Genomic DNA, 19,317 nt, shown 5'->3' with positions numbered 1-19,317 from the left:
ATTTTCCGCCAGCCGTCGGCTTGAGTCTTTGCCGAGGAGCAGAAACGCCAAGAGCGCAAAAAACTCTCCGATTTTCCGCATCCACTTCCTGAAGTTGAACGCCGCTGCGGCCATAAACAAGTTAATGGCGTCGCCGACCGCGCCCTTGAGATAGCTCCGGGCCATGCGGTGATCGTGTTTGAGATGGCCGATCACCGGCTCGATAGCCGCCCGACGGCGGAAGCGGAGCCGCGCCATAAGGCGCTGGTACGGTGTGTCCTTCTTCTTCGGAGGCTTTGGGATGAGGATTTGCGTGTCACCGACCTGATTCAGGCCCCTGTAGCCTCGGTCGCAGATCGCCATGGACGGACAGACCCCGGTGACCTCCCAACACTGTTCGAGGACATCCGGCAACGTATGGCCGTCGTAGACGTTCTCGTTGAACGACATCGCGCCGACGATGATACCCGTAGTTTTTGTGACCGCGATGGACGCCTTGCGCCCGAACTCGTACTGCTTGTGCGCTTTACCCTTGGAGATGCAGAGAATATCGGGTTCGTGTAGGCTGTAGACCTTATTCTTGTCGCTTCGTTTCTGGTCCTTGACCCGCTCGTACAGGTCAAGTCGCTCCTGGTGGCGGCCCAGGGCTTCGCCCGGCAATTTGCGCCGGAGTTCACGGATCAAGGCACCAGCCATTGTCCGCATCTTCCTCGCCTTTTTGGCCATCTTCATCCGTTTCAGCCGAAGCTTGGGGAGCGTGCGCTTGAAGCTGCGGCGTAGACCGACGCCTTCGCTGTCCGCGATCTTACGGCAGCCCTCGATGACTTTGGTCAAAAGCTTCAGGTCGGTAGGAAAGGTTACGTTCTTTTCCTGGACCGTGGTATCCACCGTGATCTCTCGTTCTTTGGCGTCATCACCGTGCAGTTCCACGGAGACCTCGAAAATCAGTCGTGCCCCGTCCTCGCCAATGCGCTTGCGGAAATAGATCAAATCCGTGGGATCGCAAGGCAGCTTCCACTGGAACTCGGTCATACCGCAAAACGCCTGGTAGTAGGGATTTTGCGTCCATGCCTCCACGACCCGTTCGTCGCTCAGATTCTCCAACTGCTTGAGCAGCATCAGCCCGACCATTAGCCGGGGCGGCTTGGCTGGCCGACCTTGGTCGCTGTAGAGTCCGGCGAACTCCTCCTCGAATCGCCCCCAGGGAATTCTCCTCGCCAATTGAAGGAGCGGAGCCTTCGGATTGAGCTGGTCCAGAAGGTCTGGGTAAAGGAACGTACCCTGCGGCTGTTTTTTGGGTTTTGCCCTCATGATTCTCCCGCCATTCGCTGCATCATTTCGACCGGTTTTATACGAATTCACAACGTTCTCTGGTCGAAAATACTACATTGTACAAGGAGAATTGTTAATAAAAATCAATCCACTAGAGATATTTCAGGCCCGACTAATTAATGGCTTGGTTATCTACTTCTTTTCTGAATGGAAGAGGACTTCTTCCTTGGAGGGCACCCGGCAGCTACGGACGATGTCCGAGAGCAATGCGGTGGGCCCTATGGCTCTGATTTTTCCTACCCAGCTTTCCCCATGCGTGTGCGACAGCCTGCCAGCTGTTGCCTGATGGCTCCGCCTCCTCAGCTTCCTTTTTAGGAAGCTCCATAGCTTTGTTTTTCGATTGGGCAACGCTCGTTTGCCAATCTCTCTTCAAATGGAAAATCCCAAGTTGGTTTTAATAATTCCACAGATGGTATCTTTTCATATGATGATAGTATGATTTTGGTGCCTTTGTTGACACGAAAATGCAAATTTTATACCTCTAATGAAATCTAAATCAAACATCTTATTTCCCAAGCGAGGGTGTCCATGAGATTCTTCTCCGCGCTTCTGCTCGTTCTGACGGTACTGGTCGCCTCCTTCCTTTGCGACATCCAGCCCTGCCATGCTGGCGCAGAAATGATGACAGTGACCGACGGACTCGGCCGCAGCGTGCAGGTGCCGAAACATCCGCAACGGGTTATTTGTTCCGGGTCGGGCTGCCTTCGCCTGTTGACCTATCTGCAGGCCCAGGATCGCATCGTTGGGGTGGACAGTATTGAAAAGCGGGTCACCCGTTTCGATTCCAGACCCTATGCCCTGGCAAATCCGCAGTTCAAAAAATATCCTTTGTTCGGACAATTCAGAGGCGCCGATAACCCGGAGCTTATTGCCGGACTGAATCCACAACCCCAGGTCATTTTCAAAACCTACGGATCAGGAGGTTTTGACCCGGTGGAGTTGCAGGAGAAAACCGGTATTCCCGTCGTTGTGTTGCAGTACGGCAACCTTACATGGGGGAGGGACGACCTGTTCGGTTCTCTCCGCTTGATGGGACAGATTCTGGGGACGGAAAAAAGGGCTGAAGCGGTTGTTGATTTTATGCAGTCGGCCATAGACGATCTTCAGAAGCGTACCAAAAATGTGCCTGAGTCGGCGAAAAAGACCTGTTATGTGGGCGGAATCGCCATGCGTGGTCCCCATGGATTTCAGTCCACAGAACCTGGGTATCCTCCTTTCGAGTTTACGAATGCGAAAAACGTTGCCAGCGACTCCAGCCGGAAAAAACAGCTGCGCCATGCCGATGTGGCCAAGGAAAAATTGCTGGAATGGGATCCTGAAGTCCTGTTTGTGGACCTTTCAACGACGCAGATAGAAAGCGATGGATGTGCATTTACCGAGCTTCGGACAGATCCGGTGTATCAGGGCTTGAGCGCCGTACAGGCTGGCAGGGTGTACACTGTATTGCCGTACAACTGGTACACGCAGAACTTCGGCTCCATTCTGGCCGATGCCTATTTTGTAGGAACACTCCTGTACCCTGAACAGTTCAAGGACGTGGATCCGGTGACCAAGGCAGATGAAATATACACCTTTCTGGTGGGCAAGCCCGTGTTTGCAGCCATGAATGAACTCTTTGGTCTGCCTGCCTTTCAGGCCGCTCCGTTAAAGTAGGATGACGAATGCACTTTAACGACGGGCAGATCCCAAGCGAGTACATGCGTTATGTTGGCCGGAAGACATTTTTCATTGTGTTGTCGGCCGTTATCCTGGCAGCTCTTCTGATCTATTCCGTGGGAACGGGGGCGGTTCACATTCCGCCCCTGGATGTACTCGATGCCTTTCGGGGAGCCGAGGTATCAAAGCGATTTGAAATCATCATTTGGAATATCCGGCTTCCCCAGGCTCTGGCGGCAATAGTTGCAGGCGTGGGCCTTTCGGCAAGCGGACTTGTAATGCAGTCGGTATTGCGCAATCCGCTCGGTTCCCCAATCACTTTGGGACTTACGCATGCAGCCGCTTTTGGGGCGGCATTTTCCGTAATGGTTCTCGGCTCGGGAGTTATGGCAAGCAGCAACGTGGGGGCTGTCACTATCAACAACCCCTCGATGACCATAGGTGTGGCATTCGCTTTCAGTATGCTTACAACACTTATCATCGTCGGGGTGGCGCGAATGCGCGGGACCTCGCCGGAAGTTATGATCCTCACCGGGGTCGCTCTGAATGCGTTGTTTACCGCGGGAACATTGTTTCTTCAGTATTTTGCTGACGACGTGCAGCTGGCAGCCATGGTCTTTTGGACCTTTGGTGATGCAGCTCGAGCGGATTGGGCGGAGCTTGGCATCATGTCGGGAGTTACGGTTGCGGCTGTAATCTATTTTTTGTGCAATCGTTGGAATTACAACGCCATGGACGCAGGCAACGAGACCGCCAAGGGATTGGGGGTAAAGGTGGAAAGCGTCCGCCTGTGGGGCATGGTTGTCGCCGCACTCGTTACTTCGGTATTGGTTTCTTTTTTGGGAATCATCAGCTTTGTGGGACTTATCTGCCCGCACATGGTCCGCCGTGTGGTTGGCGATGACCATCGGTTCCTCATGCCAGCCACCGCCATTGTCGGGGGCGCGCTGCTTCTTGCCTCGGATACCGTGGCCCGCACGATCCTGGCTCCGAATATCCTTCCTGTTTCCATCCTTACTGCATTTTTAGGAGCGCCTGTCTTTATTTATCTGATTCTTACGAGGTACTCCCGATGAAAATGTGCGTGAACGAGCTGGCCTTTCGCTACAACAGCGCTCCGGTTCTGGAAGGGGTGAATTTTCATCTTGCTCCTCGGGAACTGCTCGCAATCATGGGACCCAACGGAGTGGGAAAGACGACGCTGCTCAAATGCATGAACGGGATTCTTGCACCTTCGTGTGGGGCTGTCATGGTTGGTGAGGCCAACGTACGTTCCTTGGACTCGTTCGAAATAGCGCGTCGTTTTGGTTATGTGGCACAAAAGAGCGAGGCCGGGCGAATTACTGTTTTTGACGCCGTTCTTATGGGGCGCAGGCCGCATATTCGGTGGCGTGTTTCTGAAAACGATCTCAAAATTGTGGATGCGGCCATCAAGCGGTTGAACCTGGAAAAACTGTCTCTGCGTTATATTGACAGCATGAGCGGGGGAGAGTTGCAAAAGGTCTGCATTGCCCGTGCGCTGGTACAAGAGCCTGATATCCTTTTGCTGGACGAGCCGACCAGCAGCCTGGATTTGAGTAACCAGATAGAAATTATGAATATTATTCGTCGGGTGGTGGTTGAACATGACGTCAGTGCCGTTATGACCATCCACGACATCAATACAGCCCTTCGGTATTGCGATAAATTTTTGTTCCTCAAGGGAGGAAGGATTTTCGCAGCCTGCACCCAGGATGACGTGACCCCGGAAATCATCAACGAGGTCTATGGTGTGCAAGTGAGCTTGCAGCGCCACGAAGGCGCGCCTTTCATCATTCCACTCAATTGAATCAGCAAGGAGATGCAGCATGTCCTGTTCTTTTTCCAAGGACGTTATCGATCGGGTTATCGACTATCATGGGCACAGCTGCCCCGGATTGGCAATCGGCATCCGGGTGGCGGAATATGCACTCAATGAGCTCGGCCATAGTAGCGATGAAGAAATTGTGGCTGTTTCCGAAACCGACATGTGCGGTGTGGATGCCATCCAGTTTCTGACCGGGTGCACATTGGGCAAGGGCAATTTCATTCATAGGGATTATGGGAAAAATGCTTTTTCGTTTTATAGAAGGCGGGACAATAAATCCTTCCGCCTGCTGTTGAACCGCAAGGCCTACAGCGGTGATGAAGAAAGCCCCATGACCAGGCTTCACCTCAAGCGTCAGGAAGAGGGAAGCCTAAGCCCTGAAGACGAAAAATTGCTTGACCAATTGCGGAGCCAGAACATCGCCAACATCATGAATACGCCACTGGAAAAAATGTTCAGTGTGGGACCCGCCGATGAGCTTGCTCCTCGCAAAGCCTGGATTCTGGAGAGTTTGGTGTGCGATTCCTGCGGGGAATCCACAATGGAGTCCCGTACACGCCGTTTTGCCGGGAAAACATTGTGCATGACCTGCTTCAACAAGGTGGAGCAGAAAATTTAGGGGCCTTCAGAGGGGCGCTTTCTTGTTCAATAAAAAGCCCGACGTGTATAACAACGTCGGGCTGGGAAAAAACACTGACGGACAATCGGGGAAAAGCCGTCGGTGTCAATCCTCAACAATTAAAATGTGTTGTCCTCGTTTGAATACGCTTCTGACCTGTATGTCTTTGGATAAAACCACCATGTCGGCCCAATAGCCCGGAGCGATTCGACCATACTCTGCGTCAAGTCCAATGGCTTGGGCAGGATACAACGAGGCCATGCGCAACGCTTCTTCCAGGGCAAAACCTGCCTGGGAAGTACAATTGCGTACGGCCGTGTCCATGGTAAGCACCGAGCCGCCGATAGTGCCGTCGGAAGAGGTGCATCTGCCTTCTTTCAAGACCACTTTATGCCCCCCGAAATTGAATTCCGAGATGGCGCTGCCCATGGCTGCGGTTGCGTCGGTAACGCAGAACAGTTTCTCCCCCAAGATTCTTTTGGCCAGTTGCACATTTTCCCAGGCCACGTGAACCCCATCCGCTATGATGCCCGTCCAGGGCCTTTCTAGAAAAATGGCTCCCACAAGCCCTGGGCTGCGGCCTGCCAGGGGCTCCATGGCGTTGAAGAGATGGGTGCTCATTGCAATCCCGGTTCGAAAACACTCTCTGGCCACGGAGCAGGAAACTGCACTGTGGCCCGCGGCTATCCTGATACCGGCCCGGGCAAGCTCTTCGATTTGTTGCGGGGAGACACACTCTGGCGCCACGGTACAGAGGCGGACGACATCCTTGCCGTACCTGGCAATGCAGGAGAGCATGTTTTCATCTGCGGAACGGATCATCGCGGGGGAATGGATGCCGCTTCGCGCACTGTTCAGATAGGGACCTTCCATGTGCAGGCCGAGCACGTTTTCCGGGTGCTTTGAGCGATACCGACTGACCACTTCCATGGCTTTGTGCATGTCGGCGTTGGAAGCGCTGATGAGCGTGGGTAAAAAGCCTGTACAGCCTGTCTGCAGAGTTGTCCGGCACATGACATGCAGCGTCTCTTCGCTGATGTCGTCATTGAACATTCTCCCGCCGCAGCCATTGATTTGCAGGTCGATAAATCCGGGAGCGAGGATGGCCCCCTGCAAATCGAAAGTCTGGAGATCGGATGGGATAGCATCGTGCCCGACAATGTCGGTTATTTTGCCGTTCTTGAGCAGGACCGCCTTGCCTTTCAGAATATCCCTGCCGGTATATATGGTGCAGTTGGTCAGTGCTTTCATGGCGATTTTTGCTTGGGGCTTGCTATTTGGGATCGCCCAGGTTGTCCGCCTCAAGATGTTGGAAATACCTCAGCGTCTTCACTTTGAGCTCCATGCAGGCTGCCTCGTCGCAAACCATGATGCCTTTGCGGTGAAGCTGCAGTGCGGAAACGGTCCACATGTGGTTCACCCCGCACTCCACGGCATGTCGTACGGCCTGGGCTTTATCCATACCCGAGGCAAGGATCATCACTTCCGCAGCGTCCAAAAGGGTGCCTACACCGACTGTAAGGGCAAACTCGGGGACCTGCTCCACGTCGTTATTGAAAAAACGTGAATTATCCGCTCTGGTTTTTGCTGTCAGGGTTTTGATTCGGGTTCTGGATGCGAGGGAAGAGGTCGGTTCGTTAAAAGCGATGTGACCGTCGGTCCCGACTCCGCCCACGAAAAGATGAATTTTGCCGTAGGCTGCAATTTTTTGTTCGTAGGCCTCGCATTCGGCGTCGAGAGATGGGGCGTTTCCATCGAGAATATTTATGTTGTCGGGCTTTATGTTGATTCGGCTGAAAAAGTTTTCATGCATATAGCAGTGATAGCTCTGTGGATGAGCCTGAGGAATGCCGACGTATTCGTCCATGTTGAAGGTCACTACATGTTCAAAGCTCAACCCTGAGCTTTCGTGGAGCTTTATGAGTTCTTTGTACATACCGAGCGGAGTGCTTCCGGTCGGCAGTCCGAGTACAAAGGGCTTTTCTTCTGTTGGAGCGAACGAGGCAATTTTTCGCGCAATATATCGGGCGGCCCACCAGCCAACGTCTTTGTGTACAGGTATCAGGCGCATCGGCCCTCCTTAACTTTACGGGATACAATAACGCTCAATATGCTTACTGACCATCCGCTGGCAATATTGGTTCTTTCTTTTGATGATAAAATTAATTGACCAACGGACTTGGAGGGAGCGCTGGCCTGCAATGTCCGGCCAGCCCCTTCTGCAGAACCAAGGGGAGAACTTTCACCGACCTTATGCCCCTGGTGTCGCGTCCGTTAGATGCGTACCATAGAAGTGCAGTGGCGCGGCATTTCACATGATGGGCATAGTCGTCATGCGCGACCTTACATTCGCGAACTTACATTACATTCGCGACCTTACATTCCGAAAAATTCAGGAAGCGGCGGGAGCGAACCTGAAAACCGCGTTTTTCAGGTTGCGGATCACATCGGATATGCCTACCGGCAGAACATTTTCCGGGAGTATGGGAGGAGGGGGATTAACCTGAAATTATCAGGTTCAGCTGTCCGGAATGGCACAACTTTGGTGAAGCATCTGTAAAACCAATGCTCCTGCGCCGCGTGCGTAGTTTTCCACTTGCCAGGGCTGAACCAAAAGTGTCGGCAGTTCTCCGAAAATATTGCATCTCTTGGATTCTATGGCTTTAAACAGGGGCTTGAAAAGCATATCGCTGGCAAGGGATCCCTTTCCAGAGATAATCACAGTTTGCGGATCAAAAAGACGGATCAGATCTGAAATGCGGCTTCCCAGAATTCCCCCGGTTCTTGTGTATATATTCTGGAGATCGGTCTGACCGTTTTGGGCGGCCAGAATGACATCCTCCAAAAGAATACGGTCCGGGTTCGGGGGCGTCCAAAGCCCTTTGGCTGCCAGCTCCCGGGCTTCACGCAAAATGGATATGTTGGAAGCAACGGATTCCAGACAGCCATGCAGACCGCAGCGGCATGCGGGGCCTTCTGGCCCTCCCTGTATATGGCCGAATTCTCCAGCTATTCCCTTGTAGCCCCGGAGCAGATGCCCATCTACAAAGATGCCCAAACCTACCCCGTGTTCCAGCGTCACCACAAGAAAGTTGTCTACACCCCGGGCAGCCCCAAACCAGTGGTCGTAAATGGCCAGTGTGTTGGAACTGTTTTCAATAAAGGTCTGAAAGCCTGTTTGTTGTTCAACAAGCTTTCCGAATGGGACGTCTTCCCAGCCTGTTCCATAATTGAACCCAGGGTGGAAGCGGACCATTCCCGTACGGTTGTTGACCAGTCCGGGAATGCCTATGCCCAATCCTGAAATATCTTCCGGGATAAACCCTTGCCTTGTGCAGCAGGTGTGGACGGCGGAAGCCAAAAGGTCGGCAATATCCTTGGGGGATGTTATTCCCGAGTCGATGTCGACGACGTGTGATCCCATAACCCTGGCTTCCAGGTTGACCACCACCACACTGATGCTTTCCGAGGAAACATACGCCCCAGCCACAAAGGCGCCGTCCGGGTTCAGGGCCAGCAGAACCGGCGGCCTCCCCGTCGTTGTTTCCTGGGTTTCCTTTTCGTAAATCAGCCCTTCCTCAATAAATTCGGCCGTAATTCCGGTGATAGTGGCCTGGCTCAGACCAGTTTGCTGGGAAATATCGCGGCGGGAAATGCTTCCTGCAAGTCGAATGGTCCGTAAAATATTGCAGCGGTTGATGGCCCGCATGAGATCACGATTGGCTGCGCGCATGAATTTCTCCGTATAGGTTCCCGAACGGCAAGCATATGCAGATCTCATAAGCATGGCAACGCTGATGGAGGGGATGCACATGTATTCAGATGCATAAACGTCGTACCAACTTCAACGAAAGCCGAAGAGAACAGATTGCAATACGTCATTTACAAACAATGACGATGAAGGCATGAATACTTCTTTATAATTAGGAGTTGCTATGTGGATGACAATTCTTCCTTTATTGAAAATAGCCATAGTTTTTAGTGCCATATTGTTGGGGATGCGTGGCCGAATTGGAATTGGCGGTTCGGTGTTCGGCGGCAGTATCATTTTGGTTTTCCTTTTTGGTAAAGGGCCTGTTGTTTGGCTGAAGGCAGCCGGGGCGGCTTTTGTTGATCCAAAAACGATATTTCTTCTGTTTATTGTTGCTTTCATCATGGTTCTTTCCAGCCTGATGGAAAAAACAGGACGTACCGGTAAACTCATGGACGCCTTGAGCGGCCTGATTACCAATCCCCGCCTTCGGCTGGTCTTTTTTCCGGCGCTCATTGGGCTGTTACCCATGCCGGGAGGTGCTATCTTTTCCGCACCGCTGATTGAAAAGACAGCGGAGCAGGTGGGGGGCGGCCCCATGGATAAAACTCTGCTGAACTATTGGTTCCGCCATCTGTGGGAACCGTCGTGGCCGCTGTACCCGGGGATAATTCTGGCTGCGGGTTTGGCAGGATTACCCATTGGCACTTTGTGCCTTTTTGGTTTTCCGGGAGTGGTCATGCTTATCGCTCTGGGATGGTGGTTTTTCCTACGTCCTTCCGTGCTGCCGCTTAACCCCCGGGCCATGGAAAACATTGTAGGAGAGGGTTCCGAGCCAGTTAATGCAAAGCGTATAATCTACCTGCTTATGCCATTGCTTACAGCCATTGTCGGCTCCATCGGTCTGGAAGTCCTTGTCTCCGCCGCAAGTCTGCCTGTGCCCATGGAACTGGGGGTAGTCATCGCCTTGGGCCTGGCTGTTGTGGTTTTGGTTGTACAGGAACGTACCGGTATGGTTACGGCTATTCAACTGGCCTTTACCAAACATGTGGGAAAGATGCTGTTGGTCATTCTGGCCGTGTTCGTCTTCAAGGAATCCATGCAGGCCGCCGATGTGGTGACAGCCCTTGCACGTTCTTTGGGAGGCGAGGGGGCCTTGTGGACCTGCGCTGTTGTTCTGCCCCTGCTTGTCGGCTTTGTTTCAGGCATTACCCTGGGAGTCGTGGGCGCAACTTTCCCGCTGCTGCTGGGGCTGTTGGCCAGAACCGGGATGCAGGACCAGACAGTGGCTTATGTAATTCTTGCCCTGTTTTCAGGGTACTGCGGAATCTTGGCTTCTCCACTGCATATTTGTTTTGCGCTTACATGCGAATATTTTCATGTTGAGGTAACGGACGCCTGGAAAAGGCTTATCCCGCCCAGCATAATTTATCTGCTGTTCGGCATTGGCTATTTTCTTTTATTGCTGAAAGCTTAAAGAATCTTGGCGAAGAGAAATCGTTCAATATCTCTCCCCATTTCATTTGAAGTGGGGGGGGGATGAGAAAAGCCCGGCGTGTTGCGCCGGGCTTTTTTTCGGTCAAGTTCAGTGTGCGTGCGCCCGATATGCGCCCGATACGTTTATTGGCAGTCCAGCTCCAGCAGAAAATCCGTCAGCCGTCGATCATCTCCCTGGATATGGTTGAGCCACCAATCCGTGAGATAATCGAGGACTTCGCTGGTGAGTTCGTGCTTCCCTTCGGTATAGGCAATGAGGAAGTCGATGGATTTGTCCTCAAATTTCCTGTGCTGCTGCATGTGGGCAGTGGTATCGGGATACTCATGTTCCTTCATCAACCGTTCTTCGGTTGAAAAGTGGTCTTTGGTGTAGTCGCTTACTCCGGAGATGATCTTGGAAAGAACCGTTTGGTCCTTGCCATCCACATAGGCGTAATAGAGCTCGTTGATCATTGCGGTGAGATTTTCGTGCTGCTCATCCACTTCCTGAATACCGGTCAGCATCGAGTCGCACCAGAGTATCACGGGCATTGCGAGGACTCCTCTCAGGCGTTGGGTTTGCGGGTCGCCACGATGAACACCGGGTTCAGTCCCTTCATCTGCATGTCCCCGGCCAGGGGCTTTGACAGCGAGCCCTGAATTTGGGTGATGGAAATGGGCCAGCCCATGCTGTTCAAATGGCTTCTGGTTTCGTTCAGCGAATCGAGCAGAATGCAATGGGTGGTCAGGCGTCCGCCGGGTTTGAGCCGGTTGCACGCGCTTTCCAGCACACCGTTGTGTCCGGCAATGCCACCGCCTATGAAAATACGGTCGGGGTCGGGCAGTTCGGCAAAGCACTCCGGTGCCTCTCCCAGGATGGGGTTGACCAGATAGGCACCCGTGCGCCGGATGTTCTCCCGGATGAAATCGTAGCGGCGTTGCTCGCGTTCAATGGCGTAGACCGCCCCGTGGTGGGCAAGGACGGCCGTCTCGATGGACACCGCACCGCAGCCCGCGCCGATATCCCAGACCACGGCGTCGTTCTTCATGGACAACGTGGCCAATCCGGCAGCCCGCACCGGGCCTTTGGTGATAAGGTTTTCCTCGCGTACGAAGTCATCATCCGGGATACCCAGGCGCAGTGGAATTTCCGGGGCCGAGGTGCGTTCCAGAACCACGAAGTTGAGCGGCGAAAATCTTTGCGTCACTGCATGGCTCAGGTTGTACTTGCCCACCTTTTCCAGTTCGCTTTCCAGGTCTTCGAAGACCCACATGCCGAAACGGTCCGCGCCCCGGTCGAGCATGGCCTGGGCTATGGCCGCCGGGGAATTGATTTCGTCCGTGAAGACGGCAACCATGTTGGTATGGGTAAGGGCGGCAAACACGGGGGCGAAGTCGCCGCGTCCGTGCAGGGACACCAGGGTGATGTCGTGCCAGGGAATGCCCAGGCGCGCCGCAGCGGTCTGCAGGGTGGTTACGCCCGGTATGATGCGGACGTTATTGCGTCCCAATTCTTCGACAATGCGTTTGCCGATGCCGTAAAACAGGGGATCGCCGTCGGCCATGACCATGACCTTGCGCCCTGCGGAGGCATGGTCACGGATTGTGCTCAGAATCGACTCCAGAGGGGAGGCGATGAGCACCTGTTCTCCACTGAAGTCGGGGAACGATTCCAGTTGGCGTTTGCCGCCCACCAGCACGTCCGCAGCGGCAATGCGGTCCCTCAAGATTTGGGAAAGTTGGCTGGGGTTCAGGCCCAGGCCTATGACATCGACGATCACGAATTGCTCCTTTGTAGTTCCAGAAAATCCAAAAGGTTTCCGTTAAAATCAAAGAGTGAGTATGCCACACAAGCCCTGCCTTGGGCAAAGTTGTGCGCAGTGCGCGCCGCGCGGGCTACAATCTCGCGCACGGCTTTGTCCCGTGCCGGATCATCACCAACGGCTTCCAGCGCTCCTATGGCGGTAACCGCCTGGGACGTGCGTTCGCAGGCTTCTTTCCGAACACCGCCCTCGGCAAACCACCGGGCCAGTTGTGTAAAATCTATACGCGAATCCACCGCGTGGGTGGAGCCGAATTTTTGGGCATGTTTGACCAGTTTGCCGAAAAAAACGCTCCAATGCACGGTTGTGAATCCGAACTCCACGGCCAGCTCCATGGAAAAGCGGAAAAAGTCGGCTGCCTGGATAACTCCCAGCGCGGGCCATTGGGGCCTGTGTTCGCGAAAAAATCGCTCGCTGCGGCCGCCGGTGGTAAAGGCTATTTCCGTGAGTCCGGCCTGCCGGGCCACGGAAAGCCCCTGCCTGATGGTGGCTTTCCAGGCGTCGTGGCTGAAGGGTTTGACCGTGCCCCGTGTGCCGAGAATGGAGATTCCACCTACAATGCCAAGGCGTGGGTTCAAGGTCTTTTGAGCGATGCGTTCGCCTTCGGGCACCTCTATGGTCACTTCCAGGGCGTCGAAGCAACCGGCAAGCTCCATGGCTTCGCGTACCGCATGAATGATCTGGCCGCGCGGGGCCGGATTGATGGCCGGCTGTCCCGGCGGGACAGGCAGTCCTGCCAAGGTGATGCGGCCCACGCCCCTGCCTCCGCGCAATAGCACACTTCCTGGAGCTTCTTCGGGGGCGCGCCGCACATGCACATGAATTTCCGCTCCATGCGTGGCGTCGGGGTCGTCTCCTCCGTCCTTGATGACCACAGCCGTGGCGGTTCCGTCCCGCAGTTCGACTTTGTGCAGGGGGACGCGCAGGCGGCTGTCGGGAATATTGTCCGCCGAGTGGCCCTTGGGCAGGGGAACGTCGATGAGAGTGGAACCGTCTGCAAATCTGGCGTCTGGGGAGCTGGCGTTTGGGGAGCTGGCGTTTGGGGATTGGGCGTCAGCATCGGGACAGCCCAGCAGAAGCGACGCTGCGGCTTTGGCACCTGCTGCGGCGGCAGTGCCCGTGGTGAAACCTTCGCGGAGTGTCTTTTTCATACGGCGGTTGCGCAGGCCTGTACGAATGAGCGGCAGATTGCCGGGTTGCTGGCGAAATGCAGATGAACGTATGAGGCCACCACATTGTGCACGGTAAATCCCTCCGGGGTGGACAAGGGCCCTTTGCGCCCGGACACGGTATACAATCCGGCCTGTTCATAGTCCTCATCGGCAATCTTGGAATAGTGGAATTCATGCCCGCGGGCAATGGTTCCCGAGGGGCCCAAAATACTGTCCCTGGTGGTTACGACTTCGCGGTATCCCAACGAGCGGAACCGCTCCTGCATCTCGGCCCGGAAAGGGAAAACCCCTGCCATCTGGCAGGTCTGTCCGTGCATGGCCTTTATCTTGTCCATAAGACTCATGAATCCGCCGCATTCTGCATAAATGGGGCGTTCGGATTCCGCAAAAGCACGTATTTCCTTGCGCAGCGAGGTATTGTTGGAAAGTTCGGGGGCGTGCACTTCGGGATAGCCGCCGCCCAGATACAGTCCGTTCAGGTCGGGCGGAAGGTGTTTGTCCGCAAGGGGGGAGAAGGGAACCAGTTCGGCTCCGGCTTCCTCAAGCAGGCGGAGATTTTCCCCGTAATAAAAGCAGAATGCGGCATCGCGGGCAACGCCGATGCGTACTTTGCCGCTGGGTATTTGGGGAGACGCTGCCTCAGGCCTAATCGGTGTTTCAAGACCGCCGGACAGATTGGCGGAAATATCGGGCAGGCTGTCCAGCAGGGTGTCCAGGTCCAGGTTGTCTTCCACCCAGTCGGCCAGATGGTCGATGCGTTGTTCCGGGGCTTCGGCATCCTCCGGCGTAACCAGCCCCAAGTGGCGCGATGGCATTGCAATATCGGGGCATGGGGGCAGATACCCGACACAGTGGATTTTCGGCAATGTGGTCAGTGCTTCGCGGAGGATATCGGCATGGCTGGGGCTGGAAACCCTGTTCAGAACCACGGCGGGCAGGTGCAATTCCGGATCGTATTCCGCGTATCCCTTGACCAGGGCAGCGGCGGAACGGGCCATGCTGGAGGCATCGGCCACGAGCAGCACGGGAAGGTCGAGCCATTTGGCCAGCTGGGCAGTGCTGCCGTCGTCGCGGGAGCCGGAAAAACCATCGAACAGCCCCATGACACCTTCAATGACGGCTATATCGCCACCTGTGCAATAGCGCTGGAAAATTTCTTCCACCTGGGTCCGGCTGCACATCCATCCGTCCAGGTTGTGCGAAGGCGCTCCTGCCGCCAGCTTATGCAGACCGGGGTCGATGAAATCTGGACCGGCCTTGAATGGGCGGACGCACATCCCCCTGCGGCGCAAGGCCGCCATTATTCCCAGGCTGACGGAGGTTTTTCCGCACCCGCTTTTTACCCCGCCTATCACAATTCCTTTCATGCCTTTCCCAGTGTCGCGTCCGTTAAAATCGTGTCCTAATCAATGCAGCAGTATGCGCGGCATGTCGCATGGTGGACATAGTCCGCCATACCACCACCAAAGGCGGCGTGAGCGAACCCGAAAACCGCATTTTCCCGGTCGCGGTTCTCCGCAAAAAACAGCTGTGAAGACATATTCTGCGGACATCACACTAGGTATTCCAACTGGGGGCAAAAATCCACCGTCCACAGTGACGTTGCATTGACAAATTATTGGTATGTGGCATGGTAAAATAGAATACGTAGTAGTGCTTTTTTGTTCGGTTTCCGGTTCGTCCCATGTTTGCCTTGCAGGTCGCGTGGGAGAACATGTCTGGGGGGGGCGTATGGGCGAAAAAATCAAGCTGCTCGTCGGTGAATCCGACGTTGTGGCCAAGAATGCGTTGAAAAAAGGAATTCCTGCCGATATTTTCGACATGGTCTTTGTGGATAACGGCATGCAGATCCAGAACTACTACAGCACCTGGCAGCCGGACATCATGGCCCTTAGTGAAGACCTGCAGTTCTTTAATGTGACCACATTGCTCAAGACCCTGCGCAACAAGAACCGCGACGAAAAGACCAAGGTCGTGGTTTTTTATGATGAAAAGACCACTTCCCTGAAAAATGATCTCGAATACCTGGATATTCAGGGGGCCATTGCCAAACCCCTCAACAAAGACAAGCTCCGCGCGTTTTTCCTCAAGCTGGTGGACAAGGAACTGCCGGGCAGGTTGGGGGCTTCCGGCTCCGCCGTCCTGGGCAAGCGCAAGTTGAAGCTTCTGATTGCGGAAGACATGCAACCCGTGGTGGCGCTGTACGAAAAATACATCAGCCGCGACGTATTCGTCCTGCGCATTGTCAGTACCGGGGTGAAGGCGCTGGAAATCTACAAGGTCTGGAAGCCCGACCTTATTCTGCTGGATCTGAAAATGCCGGAGATGGACGGCCTGCAGGTGCTCCGCGTCATCCGGGAGGAGCTGCACGACGTCTCCACGCCCATCGTCGTTGCCACGGTGAGCAAGGACAAGGGTGTCATCGACAGCTGTCTCGGCCTGCGCGTGCAAGGGTATCTTATCAAACCTTTCGACCTCAAAGAACTCAGCAACAAATTGCTCGGGTATTGCAACGCGTCCTGATTCCGAGCTGGAAACTCGATATGGCTAACCTGAATTGCTCGGAATTGTGTGAAATTCCCGGAGTGGGGCCTTCTCTGGAAAAAAAGTTGCAGGAATTGGGATACACCCAGGTTCGCGATCTTGTGGGGGAGAACCCCGAAGCAATGTACCAGCGCCTGATGGAGCTTCGGGGCGAGCATGTGGACCGTTGTGTCCTGTATGTCTTTCGTTGCGCTGTATATTACGCACAGACCCCGCCGGACCGAAGAGATCCGGAGAAGCTCAAATGGTGGGGCTGGAAGGACTGATTTTCCCCTCCCCGGAAATGGGCTGAAAGCCACAAAGCTTTGGAAATGCCGTGGTGGCCTCTGCAAGGGCGCTTTCCGGGTTGGCGCTCTGCCTTCTCGATTCAGGGAGTCTGTTTTTGCTGGGGCAGCTGCAGCACCTCACGCAGCATCTTTTCCATGAGCCTCATATCCAAAGGCTTCGAAAGATATTCGTCCATTCCTGCGGCAATGCATATTTCTCTGTCGCCCTTCATTGCATGCGCGGTCATGGCGACTATGGGAATGTCCCGAATGTCCGGCGGTGCCTCGGTGCGCACGGCTCGTGTTGCATCCAGCCCGTTCATAACCGGCATCTGGACGTCCATGAGTACGCAGTCATAGCTGCCCTGTTGCAGGGCACTGAGCACATGGGAACCGTCTTCCACCGCGTCGGCCTCAAACCCAAGAATCTGCAACATGCGAATGGCTGTGGTGCTGTTGATGGGGTTGTCCTCGACCACCAGAATACGCCATTGCTGATTGACCTTTTGGGGCGGTGTTGGGGATTGGGGGATACAGGATGGCTTCGGAGCTTCCTGTGCATCCTGCATCTTGATGGTGAAGTAGATGGTTGTCCCCTGGTCCGGCTCGCTCTCCACGGAGAGGGTACCACCCATCAGGTGAACCAGTCGTTTTACGATGTGCAGGCCCAGGCCGGTTCCCTGGTATTTGCGTGTTGTGGACCCATCCCCCTGGGTAAAAGGATGGAAGATGCGCTCGAGCATTTCTTCACCGATGCCGATGCCCGTATCCTGAACACTGAAGAGAACGGTTACATCTTGACCCGAACGTTGGATGGGGGAGGCCTGGATTTCGATCTTCCCCTGTTTCGTGAATTTTACCGCGTTGCCCAGCAGGTTGAACAGAATCTGGCGCAGCCGCCGCGGGTCCGTGCGTACCTTTTCCAGCCCAACAACCTCGCTCGTAATTTGTATGCCTTTGAGCTTGGCGCTTTCACGGAAGGTATCGGCGGTCTGAAGGATGACATCCGAAATTTTGCAGACCTCCTGACGTATTTCCATACGTCCGGACTCCACCCTCGACAGGTCCAATATGTCGTTGATGAGCGTCAGCAGGTTGCGCCCCGAAGAAAAGGCGACGTTGACGTATTCCGACTGTTCCATGTCCAGGTGTGTCATGTTGAGCAGTTGGAGCATGCCCAGAACGCCGTTGAGGGGCGTGCGGATTTCGTGGCTCATGTTGGCCAGAAATTCGCTTTTGGCCCGGTTGGCTTCTTGTGCCCGGGCCATGGCGGCACGGAGTGCCTCTTCCATCTGCTTGTGGGGAGTCATGTCCATAACGCCCGCCAAGGAGCCGGTGTAGTTTCCGTCGGTGTCCTTCAGTGGAGTGGCGGAGGAGAAAACGGGCAGGCTCATTCCGTCTTTGTGTACCAGGGTGACTTCGTATCCCTGGACCAGGCCGTTTCTGCGCAGAATGAGGTTTGTTTTCACTGTCTCGAGGTCGTCGGGATGGATGAAATCGAAAACTTTTCGGCCGACCATGTCATTGACCTTGTACCCCAGCATGTTGGCCATGCGAGGGTTGACAAAGACGGTCCTGTCTTCGGTATCGAGCAGCCAGATGCCCTCGTGCAGGTTGTCCACAAGCATTTTGTACCGGAGGCGGGCTTCGCGCAGTGCTTTTTCCGCCTGCTTTCGTTCGGCCATTTCCTGCACCAGGTGGGCGCTGGTCTGCATAAGTTCGGAGGCCTGTTCCTCGACTCGCATTTCCAGATGGTCGTATGCCTTGCTGATTTTCTGATACAGATGTTCGCGGTCCGTGATGTCCTTGAGCATCAGGATTATTCCGTTGAATTTGCCGGAAACGTCCTGCATCCGCGCCAGGGTCGCCTCGTAGTGGAGCGTGACCGAGTCCTGGAGAAAACTGCGTTGCAGGGTGGTGGCGTCTTCACCGCTTGCGGAAAAGCTTTGGACGTCTGCCCAAAGCCAGTACAAGCTGGACTTCAGGGACGTATTGTCGGGCCGGGGGGCTTGCTGGCAATTTTCCTGCTCGGTGGAATCGCCCGCTGCACAGGACGATTGCATGCCCAGCATGCGGCAGGCGGCCATGTTCAGATTGTCCAGGCACAGGTCTTCGTCAATGAGTATGACCGGCATGGCCAGGCTTTCGAACAGGGTAAGATACTTGTTTTTTTCGTTGGTCATGTCCCGGTTCTTGGCTTGCAGTTCCAGAACGCTTTTTTCCTGCCCCAAACCTATCCATTCGGTGCACATGGCCAGTTCCAGGCGATCGTAAAAGCGTATTGTGAAATCCGTGAGTGCCGCGGCCTTGGAATCCACGGACAGTTTTTCCGTGACAAGGTCGCAATAGGTTTGGCGGCAATACTTGAGCAGCCCCAGAAACATGGCAATGCTGATTCCACGCTCCCTATGGCGCCGGGCTTCTTTCACGCCGAAAGCGCAGCAGGGATCGTCCTGATATGCGTCTTCTGATGAAAGTTCGGGCAGTTTTCCGCCATACAGTTCATAGGTTTCGGATATGGTTTGCGAGAGTTTGTGGATGGAAATCTTCCAGGCGTTCATAAGCGTGGAGGTATATGCCGAGTATCCGTGCTTTTTGGCGTAGTGCAGAACGCGGTTTACCAGCCATTCTTCATGCATTTTCAAAAGGTTGGAAAAGACGATGGCATCCATAGACAATCCTGTTTGCAGCTTGAAAGTTGAATTTTGGTATCTGTTTAGCGCAATGGTATCATAGGATGGCAGGTATTGTCTTACTTGATTTGATTTAAGCGGGATTTTTGGGGTGTGGCTGGCGGAGCCATAAAGAGTATAAAAAAGGGAAGGCCTTGGACAGCCTTCCCTTGGTATTTTC

General features: G+C 54.5%; 16 protein-coding genes and 1 pseudogene. 7 read left to right on the top strand and 10 right to left on the bottom strand.

Annotated features, from left to right (window positions below; genetic code table 11):
- Nucleotides 1–75 precede the first annotated feature (75 nt).
- Nucleotides 76–1,290: pseudogene (locus ACI0FJ_RS08085) on the bottom strand (IS5 family transposase); the annotation flags it as partial.
- 549 nt (nucleotides 1,291–1,839) lie between these two features.
- Here ACI0FJ_RS08085 and ACI0FJ_RS08080 point away from each other — a divergent pair.
- Genes ACI0FJ_RS08080 through ACI0FJ_RS08065 form a run of 4 tightly spaced genes read left to right on the top strand, consistent with a single transcriptional unit; the run spans nucleotide 1,840 to nucleotide 5,432 of the window.
- A complete protein-coding gene (locus ACI0FJ_RS08080; protein ID WP_424301534.1) occupies nucleotides 1,840–2,964 on the top strand; it encodes an iron ABC transporter substrate-binding protein in 1,125 nt (374 codons plus the stop codon).
- An 8-nt stretch (nucleotides 2,965–2,972) separates the two neighbouring features.
- Nucleotides 2,973–4,043, top strand: coding sequence for a FecCD family ABC transporter permease (locus ACI0FJ_RS08075; RefSeq protein WP_424301532.1), 1,071 nt, complete (start codon nucleotides 2,973–2,975; stop codon nucleotides 4,041–4,043).
- Complete coding sequence (locus ACI0FJ_RS08070) at nucleotides 4,040–4,795, top strand: ABC transporter ATP-binding protein (RefSeq protein ID WP_424301529.1); 756 nt, start codon at nucleotides 4,040–4,042, stop codon at nucleotides 4,793–4,795. Before ACI0FJ_RS08075 ends, ACI0FJ_RS08070 begins: the two co-directional genes overlap by 4 nt.
- Nucleotides 4,796–4,814: 19 nt before the next feature.
- Nucleotides 4,815–5,432 (top strand): FmdE family protein, encoded by a 618-nt coding sequence (locus ACI0FJ_RS08065; protein ID WP_424301526.1) that lies wholly within the window; start codon nucleotides 4,815–4,817, stop codon nucleotides 5,430–5,432.
- Between the two features lie 105 nt (nucleotides 5,433–5,537).
- On the opposite strand, the gene nagA is transcribed toward ACI0FJ_RS08065, so the two are convergent.
- The 4 genes from nagA to ACI0FJ_RS08045 all read right to left on the bottom strand — a co-directional run bounded on the left by nagA (nucleotide 5,538) and on the right by ACI0FJ_RS08045 (nucleotide 9,588).
- Nucleotides 5,538–6,683: an N-acetylglucosamine-6-phosphate deacetylase gene (nagA, locus tag ACI0FJ_RS08060; protein ID WP_424301523.1), complete on the bottom strand. Its 1,146-nt coding sequence runs from the start codon at nucleotides 6,681–6,683 to the stop codon at nucleotides 5,538–5,540.
- A 22-nt stretch (nucleotides 6,684–6,705) separates the two neighbouring features.
- The gene (gene nagB / locus ACI0FJ_RS08055) at nucleotides 6,706–7,503 is read right to left on the bottom strand and encodes a glucosamine-6-phosphate deaminase (RefSeq protein ID WP_424301520.1); all 798 of its coding nucleotides are present in this window, start codon (nucleotides 7,501–7,503) and stop codon (nucleotides 6,706–6,708) included.
- A 447-nt stretch (nucleotides 7,504–7,950) separates the two neighbouring features.
- The gene (locus ACI0FJ_RS08050) at nucleotides 7,951–9,165 is read right to left on the bottom strand and encodes an ROK family protein (RefSeq protein ID WP_424301517.1); all 1,215 of its coding nucleotides are present in this window, start codon (nucleotides 9,163–9,165) and stop codon (nucleotides 7,951–7,953) included.
- A 111-nt stretch (nucleotides 9,166–9,276) separates the two neighbouring features.
- A complete protein-coding gene (locus tag ACI0FJ_RS08045; RefSeq protein ID WP_424306611.1) occupies nucleotides 9,277–9,588 on the bottom strand; it encodes a hypothetical protein in 312 nt (103 codons plus the stop codon).
- Here ACI0FJ_RS08045 and ACI0FJ_RS08040 point away from each other — a divergent pair.
- The gene (locus ACI0FJ_RS08040) at nucleotides 9,482–10,660 is read left to right on the top strand and encodes a DUF401 family protein (RefSeq protein WP_424306524.1); all 1,179 of its coding nucleotides are present in this window, start codon (nucleotides 9,482–9,484) and stop codon (nucleotides 10,658–10,660) included. The genes ACI0FJ_RS08045 and ACI0FJ_RS08040 overlap by 107 nt on opposite strands.
- A 143-nt stretch (nucleotides 10,661–10,803) precedes the next feature.
- Here ACI0FJ_RS08040 and ACI0FJ_RS08035 read toward each other — a convergent pair whose 3' ends face one another.
- The 4 genes from ACI0FJ_RS08035 to ACI0FJ_RS08020 are packed head-to-tail and all read right to left on the bottom strand — an operon-like array spanning nucleotide 10,804 to nucleotide 15,021.
- Nucleotides 10,804–11,211, bottom strand: coding sequence for a bacteriohemerythrin (locus ACI0FJ_RS08035; protein WP_424301514.1), 408 nt, complete (start codon nucleotides 11,209–11,211; stop codon nucleotides 10,804–10,806).
- A 14-nt stretch (nucleotides 11,212–11,225) separates the two neighbouring features.
- On the bottom strand, nucleotides 11,226–12,440 hold the full coding sequence (gene cbiE, locus ACI0FJ_RS08030; RefSeq protein ID WP_424301511.1) for a precorrin-6y C5,15-methyltransferase (decarboxylating) subunit CbiE: 1,215 nt from the start codon (nucleotides 12,438–12,440) through the stop codon (nucleotides 11,226–11,228).
- The gene (cbiD, locus tag ACI0FJ_RS08025) at nucleotides 12,437–13,633 is read right to left on the bottom strand and encodes a cobalt-precorrin-5B (C(1))-methyltransferase CbiD (RefSeq protein ID WP_424301508.1); all 1,197 of its coding nucleotides are present in this window, start codon (nucleotides 13,631–13,633) and stop codon (nucleotides 12,437–12,439) included. Before cbiD ends, cbiE begins: the two co-directional genes overlap by 4 nt.
- Entirely contained in the window at nucleotides 13,630–15,021 is a 1,392-nt protein-coding gene (locus ACI0FJ_RS08020; protein ID WP_424301505.1) for a cobyrinate a,c-diamide synthase, read from the bottom strand. Before ACI0FJ_RS08020 ends, cbiD begins: the two co-directional genes overlap by 4 nt.
- A gap of 364 nt (nucleotides 15,022–15,385) precedes the next feature.
- On the opposite strand from ACI0FJ_RS08020, the gene ACI0FJ_RS08015 reads away from it, so the two are divergent.
- Together ACI0FJ_RS08015 and ACI0FJ_RS08010 are read left to right on the top strand one after the other, a co-directional pair.
- The gene (locus ACI0FJ_RS08015; protein ID WP_424301502.1) at nucleotides 15,386–16,177 is read left to right on the top strand and encodes a response regulator; all 792 of its coding nucleotides are present in this window, start codon (nucleotides 15,386–15,388) and stop codon (nucleotides 16,175–16,177) included.
- A gap of 20 nt (nucleotides 16,178–16,197) precedes the next feature.
- Complete coding sequence (locus ACI0FJ_RS08010; protein ID WP_424301499.1) at nucleotides 16,198–16,464, top strand: helix-hairpin-helix domain-containing protein; 267 nt, start codon at nucleotides 16,198–16,200, stop codon at nucleotides 16,462–16,464.
- Nucleotides 16,465–16,565: 101 nt separating this feature from the next.
- Here ACI0FJ_RS08010 and ACI0FJ_RS08005 read toward each other — a convergent pair whose 3' ends face one another.
- The gene (locus ACI0FJ_RS08005; RefSeq protein ID WP_424301496.1) at nucleotides 16,566–19,136 is read right to left on the bottom strand and encodes an ATP-binding protein; all 2,571 of its coding nucleotides are present in this window, start codon (nucleotides 19,134–19,136) and stop codon (nucleotides 16,566–16,568) included.
- Nucleotides 19,137–19,317: the final 181 nt, after the last annotated feature.

The sequence above is a fragment of the Desulfovibrio sp. 7SRBS1 genome, assembly GCF_049723905.1.
Classification (GTDB): domain Bacteria; phylum Desulfobacterota; class Desulfovibrionia; order Desulfovibrionales; family Desulfovibrionaceae.
Note: the sequence above shows the minus strand (reverse complement) of the source record. Positions and strands in the feature narration are given on the sequence as shown.

Excerpts from the sequence above, each read along its gene's own strand:
- ACI0FJ_RS08080 (WP_424301534.1), top strand. The coding sequence starts at position 1,840 with ATGAGATTCTTCTCCGCGCTTCTGCTCGTTCTGACGGTACTGGTCGCC.
- ACI0FJ_RS08075 (WP_424301532.1), top strand. The coding sequence starts at position 2,973 with ATGCACTTTAACGACGGGCAGATCCCAAGCGAGTACATGCGTTATGTT.
- ACI0FJ_RS08070 (WP_424301529.1), top strand. The coding sequence starts at position 4,040 with ATGAAAATGTGCGTGAACGAGCTGGCCTTTCGCTACAACAGCGCTCCG.
- ACI0FJ_RS08065 (WP_424301526.1), top strand. The coding sequence starts at position 4,815 with ATGTCCTGTTCTTTTTCCAAGGACGTTATCGATCGGGTTATCGACTAT.
- nagA (WP_424301523.1), bottom strand. The coding sequence starts at position 6,683 with ATGAAAGCACTGACCAACTGCACCATATATACCGGCAGGGATATTCTG.
- nagB (WP_424301520.1), bottom strand. The coding sequence starts at position 7,503 with ATGCGCCTGATACCTGTACACAAAGACGTTGGCTGGTGGGCCGCCCGA.
- ACI0FJ_RS08050 (WP_424301517.1), bottom strand. The coding sequence starts at position 9,165 with ATGCGCGCAGCCAATCGTGATCTCATGCGGGCCATCAACCGCTGCAAT.
- ACI0FJ_RS08045 (WP_424306611.1), bottom strand. The coding sequence starts at position 9,588 with ATGATGAAAGCAACAATAAACAGAAGAAATATCGTTTTTGGATCAACA.
- ACI0FJ_RS08035 (WP_424301514.1), bottom strand. The coding sequence starts at position 11,211 with ATGCCCGTGATACTCTGGTGCGACTCGATGCTGACCGGTATTCAGGAA.
- cbiD (WP_424301508.1), bottom strand. The coding sequence starts at position 13,633 with ATGAAAAAGACACTCCGCGAAGGTTTCACCACGGGCACTGCCGCCGCA.
- ACI0FJ_RS08020 (WP_424301505.1), bottom strand. The coding sequence starts at position 15,021 with ATGAAAGGAATTGTGATAGGCGGGGTAAAAAGCGGGTGCGGAAAAACC.
- ACI0FJ_RS08015 (WP_424301502.1), top strand. The coding sequence starts at position 15,386 with ATGGGCGAAAAAATCAAGCTGCTCGTCGGTGAATCCGACGTTGTGGCC.
- ACI0FJ_RS08010 (WP_424301499.1), top strand. The coding sequence starts at position 16,198 with ATGGCTAACCTGAATTGCTCGGAATTGTGTGAAATTCCCGGAGTGGGG.
- ACI0FJ_RS08005 (WP_424301496.1), bottom strand. The coding sequence starts at position 19,136 with ATGGATGCCATCGTCTTTTCCAACCTTTTGAAAATGCATGAAGAATGG.